Origin of the sequence: Streptomyces sp. NPDC059169 (genome assembly GCF_042755225.1) — a bacterium.
Lineage (GTDB): Bacteria > Actinomycetota > Actinomycetes > Streptomycetales > Streptomycetaceae > Streptomyces.
Genome location: NZ_JBHZCF010000022.1, coordinates 13,960 through 29,130 on the forward strand (window position 1 = coordinate 13,960; position 15,171 = coordinate 29,130).

At 69.9% G+C, this 15,171-nt stretch carries 12 protein-coding genes; 4 read left to right on the forward strand and 8 right to left on the reverse strand.

Features of this window, described 5'->3' with window-relative positions:
- Together ACFXOM_RS31115 and asnB are read left to right on the forward strand one after the other, a co-directional pair.
- On the forward strand, positions 1-2,283 hold the full coding sequence (locus ACFXOM_RS31115; protein ID WP_384936453.1) for a bi-domain-containing oxidoreductase: 2,283 nt from the start codon (positions 1-3) through the stop codon (positions 2,281-2,283).
- Between the two features lie 61 nt (positions 2,284-2,344).
- Positions 2,345-4,237 carry an asparagine synthase (glutamine-hydrolyzing) gene (gene asnB, locus ACFXOM_RS31120; protein ID WP_384948047.1) on the forward strand — a complete coding sequence of 631 codons (1,893 nt, stop codon included), beginning with the start codon at positions 2,345-2,347 and terminating at the stop codon, positions 4,235-4,237.
- Here the strand turns inward: asnB and ACFXOM_RS31125 are convergent.
- From ACFXOM_RS31125 to ACFXOM_RS31135, 3 genes are read right to left on the reverse strand one after another with little or no spacing between them, the layout of a single operon-like run.
- Positions 4,213-5,580 (reverse strand): lipopolysaccharide biosynthesis protein, encoded by a 1,368-nt coding sequence (locus ACFXOM_RS31125; RefSeq protein WP_384936447.1) that lies wholly within the window; start codon positions 5,578-5,580, stop codon positions 4,213-4,215. The genes asnB and ACFXOM_RS31125 overlap by 25 nt on opposite strands.
- Positions 5,577-6,974 (reverse strand): O-antigen ligase family protein, encoded by a 1,398-nt coding sequence (locus ACFXOM_RS31130; protein ID WP_384936444.1) that lies wholly within the window; start codon positions 6,972-6,974, stop codon positions 5,577-5,579. Before ACFXOM_RS31130 ends, ACFXOM_RS31125 begins: the two co-directional genes overlap by 4 nt.
- Positions 6,975-6,987: 13 nt before the next feature.
- A complete protein-coding gene (locus tag ACFXOM_RS31135; RefSeq protein ID WP_384936442.1) occupies positions 6,988-7,296 on the reverse strand; it encodes a hypothetical protein in 309 nt (102 codons plus the stop codon).
- Between the two features lie 420 nt (positions 7,297-7,716).
- Here ACFXOM_RS31135 and ACFXOM_RS31140 point away from each other — a divergent pair, with 420 nt between their 5' ends.
- Together ACFXOM_RS31140 and ACFXOM_RS31145 are read left to right on the forward strand one after the other, a co-directional pair.
- Entirely contained in the window at positions 7,717-8,619 is a 903-nt protein-coding gene (locus ACFXOM_RS31140) for a class I SAM-dependent methyltransferase (protein WP_384936439.1), read from the forward strand.
- A 484-nt stretch (positions 8,620-9,103) separates the two neighbouring features.
- On the forward strand, positions 9,104-9,775 hold the full coding sequence (locus ACFXOM_RS31145) for a phosphatase PAP2 family protein (RefSeq protein WP_384948050.1): 672 nt from the start codon (positions 9,104-9,106) through the stop codon (positions 9,773-9,775).
- A 7-nt stretch (positions 9,776-9,782) separates the two neighbouring features.
- Here ACFXOM_RS31145 and ACFXOM_RS31150 read toward each other — a convergent pair whose 3' ends face one another.
- The 5 genes from ACFXOM_RS31150 to ACFXOM_RS31170 form a co-directional block, all read right to left on the reverse strand.
- A complete protein-coding gene (locus ACFXOM_RS31150; protein ID WP_384948089.1) occupies positions 9,783-11,087 on the reverse strand; it encodes a glutamate-1-semialdehyde 2,1-aminomutase in 1,305 nt (434 codons plus the stop codon).
- Positions 11,088-11,172: 85 nt separating this feature from the next.
- Positions 11,173-11,724: a dTDP-4-dehydrorhamnose 3,5-epimerase family protein gene (locus ACFXOM_RS31155; protein WP_384948052.1), complete on the reverse strand. Its 552-nt coding sequence runs from the start codon at positions 11,722-11,724 to the stop codon at positions 11,173-11,175.
- Positions 11,721-12,923, reverse strand: a complete 1,203-nt coding sequence (locus ACFXOM_RS31160) for a polysaccharide pyruvyl transferase family protein (protein ID WP_384936604.1) — start codon at positions 12,921-12,923, stop codon at positions 11,721-11,723. Before ACFXOM_RS31160 ends, ACFXOM_RS31155 begins: the two co-directional genes overlap by 4 nt.
- Positions 12,924-12,937: 14 nt before the next feature.
- Positions 12,938-13,885, reverse strand: coding sequence for a glycosyltransferase family 2 protein (locus tag ACFXOM_RS31165; RefSeq protein ID WP_385040636.1), 948 nt, complete (start codon positions 13,883-13,885; stop codon positions 12,938-12,940).
- Positions 13,882-15,171 carry a hypothetical protein gene (locus tag ACFXOM_RS31170; RefSeq protein ID WP_384936601.1) on the reverse strand — a complete coding sequence of 430 codons (1,290 nt, stop codon included), beginning with the start codon at positions 15,169-15,171 and terminating at the stop codon, positions 13,882-13,884. Before ACFXOM_RS31170 ends, ACFXOM_RS31165 begins: the two co-directional genes overlap by 4 nt.

Consider the following 15,171-nt stretch of genomic DNA (forward strand, 5'->3'; position numbering starts at 1 on the left):
GTGAAGGCAGTACTGCTATCGGCCCGGGACGGTTCGATCAGCGTGGCCGATATTCCGCCTCCCGTCATCCAGCCGGGAGCGGTACTCATCCGCAACAGGTACTCGCTGATCAGTGCGGGCACCGAACGGGCGACAGTCCAAACGGGCGCCAGCGGCATCGTGGGAAAGGCCCGCCAGCGACCCGACCAGGTGAGACAGGTCCTCGACACAGCGCGGAAGTTGGGTGTGGCCGAGACCTACCGGATGGTCCAGGACCGGCTCGACCGGCCGATGACACTGGGCTATTCCTGCGCGGGCGAGGTCATCGCGGTCGGGGAAGGGGCCGACGACATCGCCCCCGGGATGCGTGTCGCCGCAGGCGGTGCCGGTTACGCCTCCCACGCGGAGATCGTCGCCGTGCCGCGCAACCTCGTCGTCCCCGTACCGGACGGCGTGGAGGACCGCTGGGCGGCGTTCGCGACCGTGGGGGCGATCGCCCTCCAGGGCATCCACCAGGCCGAAGCGGTTCCCGGCTCCCGGATCGTGGTGATCGGCCTGGGACTCGTGGGCCAGCTCACCGTCCGGCTCCTGCGTTCCTACGGTTACGACACGGTCGGTGTCGACCGGGATCCTGAAGCAGTCGAGGCCACCCGCAGCATCGGGATCGCCGCCCATACGCGGGACACTGAGGACCTCGCCGGGACCGTCGCGCGTCACTGGGGCGGCGTCAAGGCGGACGCGGTTCTCGTGACAGCGGCGACAACCAGCACCGATCCGGTGGAACTGGCCGGAAGCCTGGCGCGTGACAGGGCCACCGTCGTGGTCGTCGGGGACGTCAAGGTCGCCCCGCCGCGGTCGAGTTATTACCACAAGGAACTGACGGTCCGATATTCCCGCTCGTACGGCCCCGGGCGCTACGACCCCCGCTTCGAGGAAGCCGGCCAGCCGTACCCGGAGGGCTATGTGCCCTGGACGGAACGTCGCAATCTGGCGGAGGTACTGAGGCTCGCGCCCTCACTGGACCTGGAGAGTCTCCAGCCGCACGTCTTCGCCGTCGACGACGCCGCCGAAGCGTACCGCGCCCTTCACACCGGGCGGCCGGAGCGCCGCGTCGCCCTGCTGCTGCGCTATCCGGGGACAGCGGAGGTGACCGACCCGCCACCGGCTCCACCTGAGCCCGCACAGTGGTCGCGTCCTTCCGGAACAGCGAGGATCGCCGCGATCGGCGCGGGCAACTTCGCCACCAAGATGCTGTTTCCTCACGTGCGCAGGCAGCCCGGCGTCGCCTTCTCCTGGCTGGCGAGCGCCCGGGGCCTGACCGCCGTCCAGCAGGCCAGGCGTTGGCGGTTCGACACTGTCGCGGAGAGTGCCGAGCACGGCCTCGGGTCGAAAGACGCCGATTGCGTCATGGTGCTGTCCCGCCACGACAGCCATGGGCACTACGCGGCGGAGGTGCTGCGTCGCGGAATCGCGCTGTACTGCGAGAAGCCCTTGGGCCTGACGGAGGACGAGTTGGAAAGCGTGGCGGATGCCTGGTCACGGTCCGGTGCGCCCGCACTCGCCGGATTCAACCGCCGGTTCGCCCCGGCCGTGCAGGAACTGCGCGCCGCGCTTCCGCAAGGGGCGCCGCTGCAGATCGTGTACCGCGTCTTCGCCGGCCGGCTTCCGGACGACCACTGGTACTTCGATCCCCGGCAGGGCGGTCGGCTGCTCGGTGAGGTCTGCCACTTCATCGACACAGCGGGCTTCCTCGCGCCGGGCCTTCCCGTGAGCGTGTCGGCGGTCGGAGCCGACACCCGGGACCCGGTACGTGCCCAGAGCATCACCCTGCATCTCGTCTACTCGGACGCGTCGACCGCGTCGATCGTGTACGGCGGCTCCACGCCGCCCGGGGCACCCAAGGAGTTGATCGAGGTTGCCTGTGACGGTCTGGCCGCGAGGATCGAGGACTTCGCCTCCCTGACGCTGTGGAAGCGCGGAAAGGAGTCGAAGTCCGTGTTCCGTGGCGCCTCCAAGGGGCACGCCGCCGAAATGGCGGCTCTGGCCCGGCTGCTCCGGGGCGAGAACGTGCCCGATGCCGACTTCCGGCTCGCCCTGTGGAGCTCCCTCGCTGCCTGCCGGGCCGCGGAGGCCATGACCCGGGACGGGCGGGCCGAGATCGCTCCCGCGACCCGCGCGCTCGCCGCGGCCCTCGGGTGTGCGCTGCCGGCCGGCAGGCAGCCCGGGCCCGAGGAGGTGTGCGCGGACGGAGAAGCCGCCGCGCGTCAGGAGCCCGTCGGTACGGCCGGACCGCACCACGCATGAGTGAACACAGCACGGTCGCCTTGCCGGCACTTCCGGCGACGAGCCCGAAGGAGGACGCGCGATGTGCGGGTTCGTGGTCGTTCTGAACCGCGGCGCCGAGAGCTGCGACCCGTGCGAGGCGATCGCGCACCGAGGCCCGGACTCGTGTGGACACCTGGATCTCTCCGGAGCGAACTGGCATGCGTCGCTGCACTTTCGCCGACTGGCGATCGTCGACGTCGACCCGCGCAGCGACCAGCCGTTCGGCACCGCGGACCGGGGCGTCCTCGTCTACAACGGGGAGCTCTACAACGCTCCCGAACTGCGTGAGATCCTCTGCTCCCGCGGCGTCCGGTTCACGACCGCCGGAGACACCGAGATCCTCCACGAGCTGCTGCTCCAGCCGGACGCCTTCCAACTGCTCGACCACGTCGACGGCATGTTCGCATTCACCCAGATCCTGCCCGACGGACGCGTGCGGTACGGACGCGACCGGCTGGGAATCAAACCCCTGTACGTCGCGTCGGACACCTCGTCCCGCGTCGTCGCCCTGTCCAGTGAGATCGCGCCGCTCCGCAGCATCGGTCTGCTGGACGAGGTCGATCCGGTGGCGGTCGCCCAAGGAGCGATGTTCTTGTGGACTCCTCCACCGAGGACAGGCTGGCGAGGCGTGCGGGCGGCACCGGCAGGCACCGTTCACAGCCTCCGGGCACCCGCATACGGGCAGCCCCGTCCGCTGTGGCTCGCCGGACCGCCCAAGCCCGCCGCCGACATCGCCCTGGCGGTCCGCGAGTCGGTGGAGCGGCAGGTCAGGGCTGACGTTCCCGTCGGGCTGCTCCTCAGCGGGGGACTGGACAGCACCTGGCTGGGTGTGGAGCTGTCCCGGATCGGCTTCAGCGGTCCCGTCCTCACCGCGCGTGATCGCGCGCCGCGCCGCGGCTCGGCGGAGCCGTTCGAGCACGATGCCCCGTACGCCGAGCGGGTTGCCCGGCACCTCGGTATGACGTTGCAGCACGTCGACCTCGACGTCGACGTGCTGCAGCGGATCCCGGAGCTGGTGGAGGCCATGGAGCTGCCGTTCGGCGATCCTGCCGCCATTGCTCTCATGCGCCTCGCTCGCGCCGCCGGACGCGAAGCGACGGTGCTGCTGTCCGGGCTCGGCGTGGAGGAGTTGTTCCTTGGATACGAGCGCTACCAGGCGGTGCGACTGCTGCAGCGGATTCCGGAGTCCGGCCGGCGTCTTCTCGGACGGGCCGCACTCCGGCCGGTCTCACCCAGGTTCCGTGAACGGGCGGACAAGTTCGGCCGGATGTGCGCGTTGAGCCCGCGGGACTGGACGTGGGCCGGACAGGCCTATTTCACCGCCTCAGAATGGCGGGACCTGGCACCCAAGGTGGAGCTCGACGAGGTCACGGGCGCTCATCACGCCATCGCGGATCCGTTGCTCGCGGCAGGAGCCAGTCCTCTCGGAGCCGTCGCGGAATGCGATCGGAAACTCTTCCTGCCGGGACTGAACCTGCTCTACGGCGACCGCGCGTCCATGCGGGCCAGTGTGGAACTGCGTGTGCCCTTCCTCGGCGAACCGGTCGTCGCCACCGCACTCGCCACGCGACCGGAAGATCAACTGCGGCTCGGTGACGGCAAGGCCCGATTCAGATCAGCGGCACGGGCGGCCGGAGTTCCCGACTTCGTGGCACGCCGCTCGAAGACTGGATTCGGCGCGCCGGTCCGCTCCCTGCTCCGGGAGCACGGAGCACGGCTGTGGCCGCACGTCCGGCGTTCCGCACTGTTCGACGAACTCTTCGACCGGTCGGTGGCGGACCGATTCGTGTCGGAACATCTTCAGGGTGAACGCGAGCGCGGGTTGGCGGTCTTCGGGCTGTTCTGCGCGGCCGTGTGGTGGGAGCAGAATGCCGGAGGTGACGCACAGGTGGGCGCGGCACTGCGTGACTACCGGCCGGTGGTCTCGTCCTGACATCGGCCGGCGGTGCCGCCGGCGGCAGCGGCGACCTCGCCGGCCAGGACCGTACCCGCCCTCCCTGTAACAGCCCGCCGATACCGCACGACGTGGACGAAGAGGTTGACAGACAGTGCGACGACGCTCGCCCATGCCGCGCCCGCGGCTCCGAACCACGGGATGAGGATCACGTTGAGGACGAGGTTCGACACCGTGAGCGCGATCGCCGCGGCGCGCAGGTCCTTGCCGAGAGCGTGCGCCGCGAGGAAGGTGTTGAACAGTCGGGTGACGGCGTTGATCAACTGTGCGGCGGCGACAACGGGAATGAGGTGCGCCGCCGGCAGGAACGCGCTCGAGAAGACCAGCCGGACCAACGGCTCGGCCGCCGCGCTCAGGACCAAGGCCGGCAGGGCACTCACCGCCAGGACAGCGGCAATCCAGCGTGCCTGCAGACACGGCTGCACGGCCAGCCGAGCGAACAGCGCCGTGGCCAGGCCCGAGCCGGGTAGTCCGACCGTGTACGCGAGCGACAGGGCGATCATGTAGCAGGCGAAGGAGCGAGGATCGCTGAGCGCGCCGAGCATGAGCGTGTCCATGTGGTACGTGCCCATGCTCAGCACCCGGCCCACGTACGCGGAGAACGCGTAGTCGCGAGCGTCGCGGACCAAGCACGTCAACGCGTCACGGAGTCCGCCGAACAGCGGCCTCAGGTACGCCAGCAGCGTCACCCATCCGGCCAGCAGGAAGAGAGCCTCCGCCAGAAGGACCCCTGACGAGGTGAGACGTACCCCCGACGCCACCATGGTCGCCAGCACAACGAGACAGCACACCTTCGAGGACACCGCGGCCACCGAGTAGCTGTGCAGTCGTCCGAGCCCCTGTGCCAGTTGCAGACAGACGAAGTCCAAGGGGTAACCCATGGAGGCGAGAGCCACCAGCCTCAGGCTCGGCCCCGCCTGAACGCCGAAGAAGGCGTCGACACCCCAGGACAGCACATGGACGGTGAGCGCGAAGGCGACCGCCACCGGTACGAACAGCATGGCGGCCGCGCCGGTGACCCTGCGGCGTTCCGTCACGTCCGTACCTGCCGCCGCGGCTCGGCGTGCCGCGGGCAGGAAGAGCCCGAACTCGAAGAACATCGCGGTGAACAGCAGCACCTGCTTGCTGAACGAGTAACTCGCGTAGTCGTCGACCGTGAGCGCTCTGGCCAGCACGGCGGATGTGGCCATGCCCAGACCGCCGAGAACCATGCTCGACAGGGCGAAGCTCGCAGCCTGGCGGACCGTCGTGGACGAGCAGGCAGCCCGTACCTTCGACCTCAGCCCCGGTGCGAGGACGACAGGGGCGGGATCGGTGGTCAATGCACGGCCTCGACGGGCACGGGTCCGACCGCTCCGTGCTCAGTGGCCGCCGTGCGCTTGTCCGGCCCGGTGGGTGCGCGGCCGTGCTCGATCGCCGCGGCTCCCAGTCCGAGCAGCACCGCGAGAACGGCATTGCTCGGACCCAGCGGAAGCATGGTCAACTCGACGGAGAAGAGCAGGTATGCGGATGCACCGGCGAGGACAGCGGCGCGCAGCGCCTCGAGCACCGGATCACCGCGGGACGTCTCGCCGAGTCGCCGCAGCATCCGGACACCGTACGCGCACAGGGCGATCAGAGCCGTGAAACCGACGATTCCCTGTTCCGCCAGGGTGGCGAGGAACGAGCTGTGCGGCGAGTCCACCGACCTGACGCCCCACACCTGCTGCTGGCTCGTCTGTCGCTGGGCAGCGATGAACTGGTGGATTCCCACGCCCGTGACCGGGGCGGAGCGCCAGATCTCGATTCCCACCTTGTGGGTGGCCAACCGTCCGGCGACGTTGTCCGTGTTGCCCACACGTTCGCGGAACATGTCACTGCTCTGCAGGGGCATCAGCAGGATCGACACCCCGAAGGCCACGACGACACCGGCGACCGCAAGCCTGATCCGGCGTCTGCTCCGCAGACCGAATCCGAGCACCAGGATCAACAGGGCACAGGCCCAGGCCGCGCGGAAGAGCGAGATGGCCATGCCCGTGATCTGTACGGCGGCGAGCACGGGACCCACGAGATCGACAAGGCCCCTTCGGCGGTTGTCGCGAACCCGTCCGCTCGTCCACCAGAACACGGTCGCGGCGAGTGTCAGCGCCAGGACGAGTGCGTAGACCTCCGGCACCGAGTAGGGGCCGGAGACCCTGACGATCCCGCCGATCTCGTGGTCCACCCGCGCGGATCCTCCGCTGCGCGAGGCGAGTTCGTAGGCGAAGAGCCGCTCGGTGATGCCGAGCAAGGCGACGAGCGTTCCGCACACCATCAGCCCGGCTGCCCATGCGCGGAGTCTCCTGCGGGTGTCCGCCGTGTTGCGGCAGACGGCGAAGACGATGCAGGGCAGCAGCACGGCGTCGATGAATGTCTGAAGCGCGCTGAGCACGTCGGGGCTGGTCGTCAGGCAGCGGGCCAGGAAGAGCGCCGCGAAGACCACTCCTGCGACGGCGAAGGAGCGCACACTCGGCGCGCGGGGCGGTCGGCGGATCTTGCCCATCAGGAGCGCCAGCGCGAGGGCTCCCACACACACCCGGTCGAAGGTGAGCAGCGTGCCCGACTCCGGGTAGCGGGCGAACGGATAGAGGACGGGCGACAGGACCAGCCACGCCATGCCGGCGAAGTACAGGTTGAGTGCGGCCAGGAGGCCGATCGCCGTCAGCAGCGCCGCCGCGAAGATCAGGGTCGTGGTCATCGATGCGCTCCGCTCACCCGTTGCGTCGGGTCGTGCGCAATGCGGTCAGTGCGTCCAGGAAGGGCGTGAGACCCCACCGGGGCGACAAGCGGGCCGGGTGCCGCGTCCTGACGGAAGGCCGCCGCTCCGGAATGCGTCCACAGCAGGGGTCGACGACGGCGACCGGTACGTCGCCGGCGAAGCCACGGGGAACATCGCCACGCTCTGCCGCCCATACGGCCGTACGAGCGGTCGTCGCATCATTGTTCGGATCGTGCCTGTCGGGGAGCACGAGGCGGGGCCGCTCGTCGGCGTAGGAGCGGAGCAGCGGGCCGTCGATCAAGCGGTTGAAACAGTATGTGGCTCCGAAAAGACGATCGGCATGCCCCTCGAGCTCCTCGTCCCTCAGCGCGGCAGGGCCGGATCCGGGTTCCGCAACTACGCTGCTCTTCCAGACCACGCGCCCTCCGAGAATTCCATGCCGGGCGCTTTTCACGCCGTGATACACGAAAGGCCAGGTTAGTAGGGAAGCCCGTCCGCCGTGCCAGGCGACGCACTCGGCAGGCTGTTGAATATCGCGTCGGGATGGGCCGCCCGTGTAAGGAATCCTCCGTTCGGGCGCGCCTACTGGTTTCCCTCCCCCCGAAGCTGTCCGCTATAACTCCGCTTGTCCGACGCGCCCCGCAGCGAAGCTCTGGCGGCAAGAGCCGGCGCGCCCGAGTCGCGGCTCTTCTTCTGTCGTGACATCACCACAGGAGGGTAAATGCGCGAGACGGATATCGCCGCGTTCTGGTCCTCACATCCCTGCGGCGAGCAGTTGGCAGGCGGTCCGGCAGGGGCGGAACAGGGCGACTACGTAGCATTCTTCACCCACTACGACGCGTTCAAGTACGAGTTGGAATCGCACATCCCGCGATGTCTTGACGGCCTTGATGTAGCGGGCCGACGCGTACTCGAAATCGGGCTCGGTCAGGGAGCAGAGTCCGAACAACTCATCCGGCGCGGTGCGAAATGGACGGGCGTTGACCTCACCGAGGCGTCCCTGGAGCGTGTGAGAACCCGTCTCACGCAGCGCAATCTGCCCTTCGACGGGTTGCACCGTGCCAGCGTGCTCGACCTGCCGTTCGAGGCGGAATCCTTTGACATGGTGTTCAGCCACGGCGTATTGCATCACGTACCGGACATCATTGCCGCACAGCGGGAAATCCATCGTGTTCTGGTGCCGGGAGGCGAGTTGGTGGCCATGCTCTACGCCCGCTGGTCACTGAACTACCTCATCTCCATCGGTCTCGTCCGGCGCATGGCACTGGCAGTCACCTTTCCGCTGGCCCGGTTCGGCCTGCTGAAACCGACCGGGATCGTCGCCGCTCATGTGAGGAATGCTCGTGCAAACGGGCTGTTCGAGTATCTGCGCATGGGGAAGTTCATTCACCACAACACCGACGGCCCCGACAACCCCTACGCCCGCGTGTACGACTCGCGCACGGTACGTCAGTGCTTTCCCGACTTTTCGCTCACACGCTCGTACAAGCGATTCATGCATGCGCCGCCCCTGCCGGTGCACAGGTTCCCTGGTGCGGCGCTGGCCGGTTGGCATCTGTGGGTTCACCTGCGTCCGCGGGACCGTTCGACGAACCCTGCCGGTTCACGGTCCATCGGTTTCTAGCCCCCAGCTTCGCAGGCGCCCGACCGAACGACACGGTGGCCGACTTCCGTGATGACAGGGGACTTCACCGGTGCGTTGCCGAGTCCGCGGCGCAGATCGCGGAGCGCCTTCGCGCTCGGGCAGACAACGAGCATCCCGACACGCCGGCTGTCGGTTTGCCCCGGACCAGCCGGTAGCCGATCTCCGCGAACGTGGTCTTGGGGATCTGCGCTGACGGTAAGACCGAGGCTCGGTGAACCGCATGCCCGGACGGGGAACTTCGCACCGGCGGTCTGGCGGACCGCCCACACGGCCGCTCTCCTGCGCCAGTAGAGCATGGTTGGTTAGGGTGACGTCGTGCCAACGGCTGGGGGAGGTGCATCGCATCCGCCGGGATGAAGTGCAGGCAGGGCCGGACCCTGACTCTGCGTCAAGTAGTCAAGGTCCCCCCCACCAACTACCGATCACGGCAGAGCACCGCGGGTCGACCGGACGTGGTGGGCGGGTGACCGGCCGGTCCGCACCACCGGTGCTGCCCCCGTCGCGGCGCCCGTGGCTGCTGATCGCGGCCCTCGCTGCGCTGGTGGTCGTCGTGCTCGGGGTCGTGTACGCAGGCCACAGCGAGCCCAGCAGGGTGGACCAGTGGATCACCCAGCCGACGGCGGACACCGTGCGGTCGCCGTGGCGAGGCGTCGCGCTGGCCGTGGACACCTTGGGGGAGCCTGCCGGATCGGCGGTGCTGGTCGTGGCCATCGTGACGGGCTGCCTGCTGCTTCGGCGTTCTCGCGCAGCGGTGCTCGTCGTGGTCGGTGCCGCCACGACCGTGGGGACTACGAGGCTGATCAAGCACATGGTGGGACGCACCATCCACGGCGACGGCAACCTGTCCTATCCGAGTGGGCACACCGCCTTCCTCACTGCGCTCGCCCTCGTGGTGGCGCTGCTCGCGACCGGACGGCTCGGCCTTCGCAGGACGGCCCGCACATCACTCGTGCTCGCCGCGGCGTTTGCTGCCGGTGCCGCGATGGGATGGGCGCAGGTCGCCCTGGGTGCGCACTATCCGACCGATGTCCTCGGCGGCTGGTGCACCGCGCTGGCGGTGATTCCGGCGGCCGCGTGGCTGGTCGACCAGCTGGCCGACCGGGTGACCGCTACCGGTCTGCGGTCGCGTCGCTGACGCCATGTCACGCCAAGCGGCGAAACACGGGCTTCACGGGTCGTCCGGCCAGCCAGGGCGTGGGATCAGCGGCGTCCAGTGCCTTCCGGTACACCGCACATGCCTGAGCCACCACGTCGACGGTGTGGTCGATGTCGGCGTCGGTGAGCGCGCTGCTCACCACGAACGACGGGGCTAGCACGCCGCCGGCGAGGAGCCGGCGCAGGAACAGGGTGCGGTATTGCTGCGACGGCTGCCGGTTCTCGTCGAGGGTGGCGAAGACCAGGTTGCTGGCGCGGCCCCGGACGACGACGTGATCGCCGACGCCCATGCCGGCCGCGGCGTCGCGGACACCGGCGGCCAACCGTTCGCCGAGGGCGTGCAGCCGCGCGGTGATGCCCTCCTCGACGTAGGTGGTGAGCACGGCCATCGCGGCTGCCAGGGAGTGTGTTTCCGCCCCGTGCGTGGTGGACAGCAGGAACACCCGGTCGTCGGAGTGGCGCAGCCCGCCCCGCTCCATCAGTTCACGGCGTCCGGCCAGTGCGGAGACGGCGAACCCGTTGCCCAGTGCCTTGCCGAATGTGGAGAGGTCGGGTACGACCCCGTACAGGCCCTGGGCGCCCGCCTCGGACCAGCGGAATCCGCTGATCATCTCATCGAAGATCAGTACGCAACCGTGCCGGTCGGCCAGCTCGCGCAGGCCGGCGAGGTATCCGGGAGTGGGGTCTTCCCTGCTCGAACGACGCGGATCGCTTGGGGAAGGCTCGGTGTGGGTAACGGGCTCGAGGATCAGGCAGGCGACTTCGTCCTGGTACCGGGAGAGCAGCTCCTCCGTGGCGGCCAGGTCCCCGTAGGGGAACGTCACGGTGAGCTCGGTGGTTGCTGCCGGAACACCGGCGGACATCGGTGTGGTGCCGATGAACCAGTCGTCGACGGAGAAGAACGGATGGTCGGAGCAGATGGCCACCCGTGGGCGCCCGGTGGCGGCACGGGCGAGGCGCACCGCGGCGGTGGTGGCGTCGGAGCCGTTCTTCGCGAACTTCACCATCTCTGCGGTCGGCACCGTGGCCAGGAAGCGTTCCGCGGCTTCGACCTCCACGATGGACGGCCGGACGAAGTTGCTGCCGCGGTCGAGTTCCCGCCGCACTGCTTCGATCACGCGTGGGTGGGCGTGGCCGAGGCTGACCGACCGCAGGCCGGAGCCGTACTCGACATAGCGGTTGCCGTCGATGTCCCACACGTGGGCACCGCGGCCGTGGCTGATGACCGGGGCCAGATCCTCGGGGTACTGGTCGTCGCCCTTGGCGTAGGTGTGCGCTCCTCCGGGGACCATGGCGTGCAGCCGTTCGTTCGCCACCCGCGACCGGGGCAGGGTGAACTCCGTTGCCTTCTCCGTGTGTTCGGTGTGCACCCCGACCTCAACTCTCTTTTTGCTTCAGGGCCTCCGCGAGGCGCGGCGCCTCCCGGTCCCGCTCAGACATCGATGTGACCGGCAGCGGCCAGGGTATGGCGAGTTGCGGGTCGTCGAAGGCGATCGTCACGTCCTCGGCCGGATCGTGCGGGCGGTCGATCCGGTACGAGGTGTCGGCGGTCTCGGTCAGCGCCTGGAAGCCGTGCGCGCACCCCGCCGGGATGTACAGGGTCGCCTGCGTCTCGCCGGACAGCTCGAAGAAGGCCCGGCCCAGGTAGGTCGGCGAGTCCGTACGCAGGTCCACGACGGCGTCGAAGATCCTTCCGTACGAGCACCGCACCAGCTTGGCTTCGCCCGAGCCGGAGCGCAGGTGGAGGCCGCGCAGCACACCCCGGGCCGAGCGGGACACGCTGTCCTGGACGAAGGCCTCCGGGGCCAGGCCCACCGAGCGGACCACGTCGGCGTCGAAGGTGCGGCAGAAGAAGCCGCGTTCATCGGCGTAGGGTGTCGGCTCGAACAGGTACGCACCGGCGATCTGAGGGACTTCGGTCGCCTTCATGAAGCCTTCCGCAGGGTGTGGGTGTGGTCGGCCGCAGGGAACAGGGCCGTGGTCAAGGCCGTGAACTGGTCCTTGAGTTGCCGGGCGACGGCCCGGTTCCGCTCGGCGAGGGTCTGCCGCAGCTCCGGCGAGCGCTTCTCCAGGGCCCGGAACTGCTGGAGCAGACGGTCGGCGTCGACCTCGCGTGCCGGGTGGCAGTACGCGCCCAGGCCCATCCGGTCCATGAGCGCGTCGCTCTTCGTCGCGTAGCTGAGGGCGAGTACCGGCGTGCCGGTCTTCAGCGCGCAGATCAGGTTGTGGTAGCGGACCGCCACCACGGTGTCGGCGGCCGCCGTCTCCTTCATCAGGTCGGCCAGTGAGGCCGCCTCGGCGGCGGTGACCAGCGGCGAGTCCACCGCGTCGAGGATCGCGGTGACCACCGACGCGTCGCACGCGTCGCCGGTGAGCAGCCGCACCGGCCTGTCCTCCTCGACCAGCGCGCGGACGAACCGGATCGTCCCGTCGAGATAGCGCCGGTAGATCTCCTCGGCCCGGGGACGGTCGTCGTTGCCGCCGTGGAAGTCCATGACACCGACGCAGACCGGGCCGGGTGAAGCCGAGGGCGCGCTCGCCCGCGGCGTCGGCAGGGCGAACGCGAAGTCCGGGTAGACCTCGTCGCGCGCGGTGTCCACGCCCATCGCCCGCATGGCGTCGCGGGACTGGGCGTCCCGGTACGACCGGTACGCGGCCAGCCGTGCCGACCAGCGCACCAGGGCCCGGGTCGGCCGGTTGCCGATCTCGGCGGCGCCGACGCTGACCAGCGCGACGCGGGTGCGCAGCAGCCGGCCACTCGCGCAGAGCAGGAACAGCGAGTACGGGAAGCCCCACGGCCGCAGTGGCAGCGTGGCCTCCAGGACGCCCATGCCGGGCACGATCACCACGTCGTGCCGGCGCACCCAGGAGGCGGTGCGGAAGACGTCGACGAGTTTGCCCAGGCCCTTCGCCGCGACCGCGCCCGCACGCGAGGCGGTCCGGTACTCCCCACGGTTCCAGTGCAGCCGTGTAGCGGGGATCCCGAACCGGGTCGTCACGGTCTCGGGTCCGCCGCACAGGGCGTCCACGACGGCTTCCGGATGCTCGGCGCGGAGGTAGCCGAGGACTGCCTCAAGTGACCCGTCGTTGCCGAGGTTGCCGGAGCCGAGCAGGCCGAACACCCCCACACGTGTCGTCGTCCTCACGCCTGCCTCCCCTCGCGGCCCGCGACGAGGGCGTCGACGGAGACCGTCAGCAGGGCCGGGTCGACCGGGGCACGGTCCTCGACCCGCTCGCCGGCTCCCGGCCGGACCCGACTGGTCATCCAGGCGGTCAGGTGGCGGTAGCACTCGCGCCGGCCGGCCGGGGACAGCGGCGCCCGCCGGATCGCCGAGACGAAGCCCCAGACGTACTCGGCGAGCAGCCGGGGCGTCGGGTGTAGCGGGCCTGCCCGGCGCGGGTCCAGGTTGACGCACCGGGAGCGCTTGGAAGGGTTCGCCCGCTCGGCGCGGTTGGGGTGGTCGCGGCGGAAGTACAGCAGCTCCGGCACCTGGTGGAAGGACCCGTGCAGGGTGATCTCTGCGACGTACGTGCGGTCCGCGTGGTGGTAGCTGCCCATGGGTTTCACCCGGCGCAGCATGTCGGCCCGCATCACCCCGTAGAAGTCGTCGCCCCCCGGCTCGAACAGCAGACTGCGGAAGCGCTCCGGTGCGTGCGGCGAGTCGGTTGCGAGCCCGTACTCGTAGGGGACCTTCACTTGGCCGTCGCCGTCGATGACCGCCTGGTCGGTGTGCGCGAGGATCACGTCCGGCCGCTCGTCCAGGGACTCCACGCAACGCCGCAGCAGGTCGCGACCGTACAGGTCGTCGTGCGAGGCCCACTTGAACAACTCGCCGCGGGACTCGGCGAGCACGCGGTTGTGGTTCGGCGTGGCGCCGATGTTCCGGGGCAGCCGGAGGTATCGGATGCGGGAGTCCCGCGTGGCGTACCTGCGGCAGATGTCCTGCGTCCCGTCGGTCGAGGCGTTGTCGGAGATGATCAGTTCGAAATCCTCGTAGGTCTGGCCGAGGAGAGCGTCGAGCGACTCGGCGAGGTACTCCTCACCGTTGTAGACGGGCAGGCCGATGCTCAGCCTGGGTTGCGCGGTCATGGAGTCCTCACTTCGGAAACGGTGTTGGGGTGGTGCTCGCGCAGGGCGGACCGCAAGTGCAGCCACCACACCGCCGATCCGCTGACGGTCGCGGCGGCGACGCCCCAGGCCGAGCCGACCGTGCCAGCCGCGGCCGCCCCACCGAGCCCGCCGCCGACGTAACAGGCGGAGGCGAACAGTTGGCAGCGCAGGCTTCGCCGCGCCGCCCCGAGCGCGCGCAGCCCGGCCGCCGCGCCGGTGCCGAGGCCGGCGCCCGCGACGCCGAGAGTGACCGGCACGATGAGCTGTGCGGCGGAGTGCCAGACGCCGCCGAGCACCAGCTCGCCGAGCCGGTCCGGCATCAGCAGCATGGCCCCGCCCCAGAGAATCGCGGCGGCGGTCTGCCCACCGCCCAGCACGAGGCAGAACGCGCCGAGCCGGTGCGGGGCCTGCCGCACCACCCGTGCCGCCTCGGGGACGGTGACCAGCGAGAGACCCATCAGCACGGCGAGGAACGGGCCGAGCAGGAGCTCGGCGCCCCGCACCGCGCCCACCGCGCCGACCCCGACGATCGCGCCGAGTCCGTACGCCCGCAGCTGGCTGGCTCCACTGAGGCAGATGTTCTCGACCAGGTACCGGTAGCCGAGATCGCGCTGCTCGCGAAGCCATCCGCGTGCCTCGGCCACCCGGGGCGTGATGCCGGACTGGAAGTAGCCGTACCCCGCGGCCACCGTGGCGGATGCGCCCCAGGCGAGCACGAAGGCGGCCACGCTACCCACCCGGGCCGCCACGACCATGGCCGGGACGAGCGCGACGCCCCACACGACGTCGTTGACGAACGACTTCCGCCCGGTGCCCGCGGCGAAGAACGCGAACCGCCAGGCGTCCTGCAGCAACAGCCCGGGCAGCATGACGCCGAGGCAGGCGAACGCGGGCCCCACGCTGCCGCCGAGACCGAGCCCGACCACCAGGCACGCCGCGCCGATGGCTGCACCGACGGCGAGCGCGGTACCCGACGACCGGGCCACCGCCTCGCGCCAGGACGCCTCCGGGACTCCGCTGAAGCGCACCACGAGTGGGTCGGTGGCAAGACCGCGGGAGACGTTGAGCACCACGCCGTAGGTCACCCAGGCGAGGCTGAACACGCCGAACGCCGTCAGCCCCAGCGAGCGGGCCACGTAGATCCCCACCGCGAAGTTGGACATGCTGGAGGCCGCCTGGTCGGCCAGCCCCCAGGACAGTCGGCCGACGAGGGCCCGCTTGGCGGATCCGGCCGGTCTCGTCGTCTTCATCCCTTCGGCGGTCAT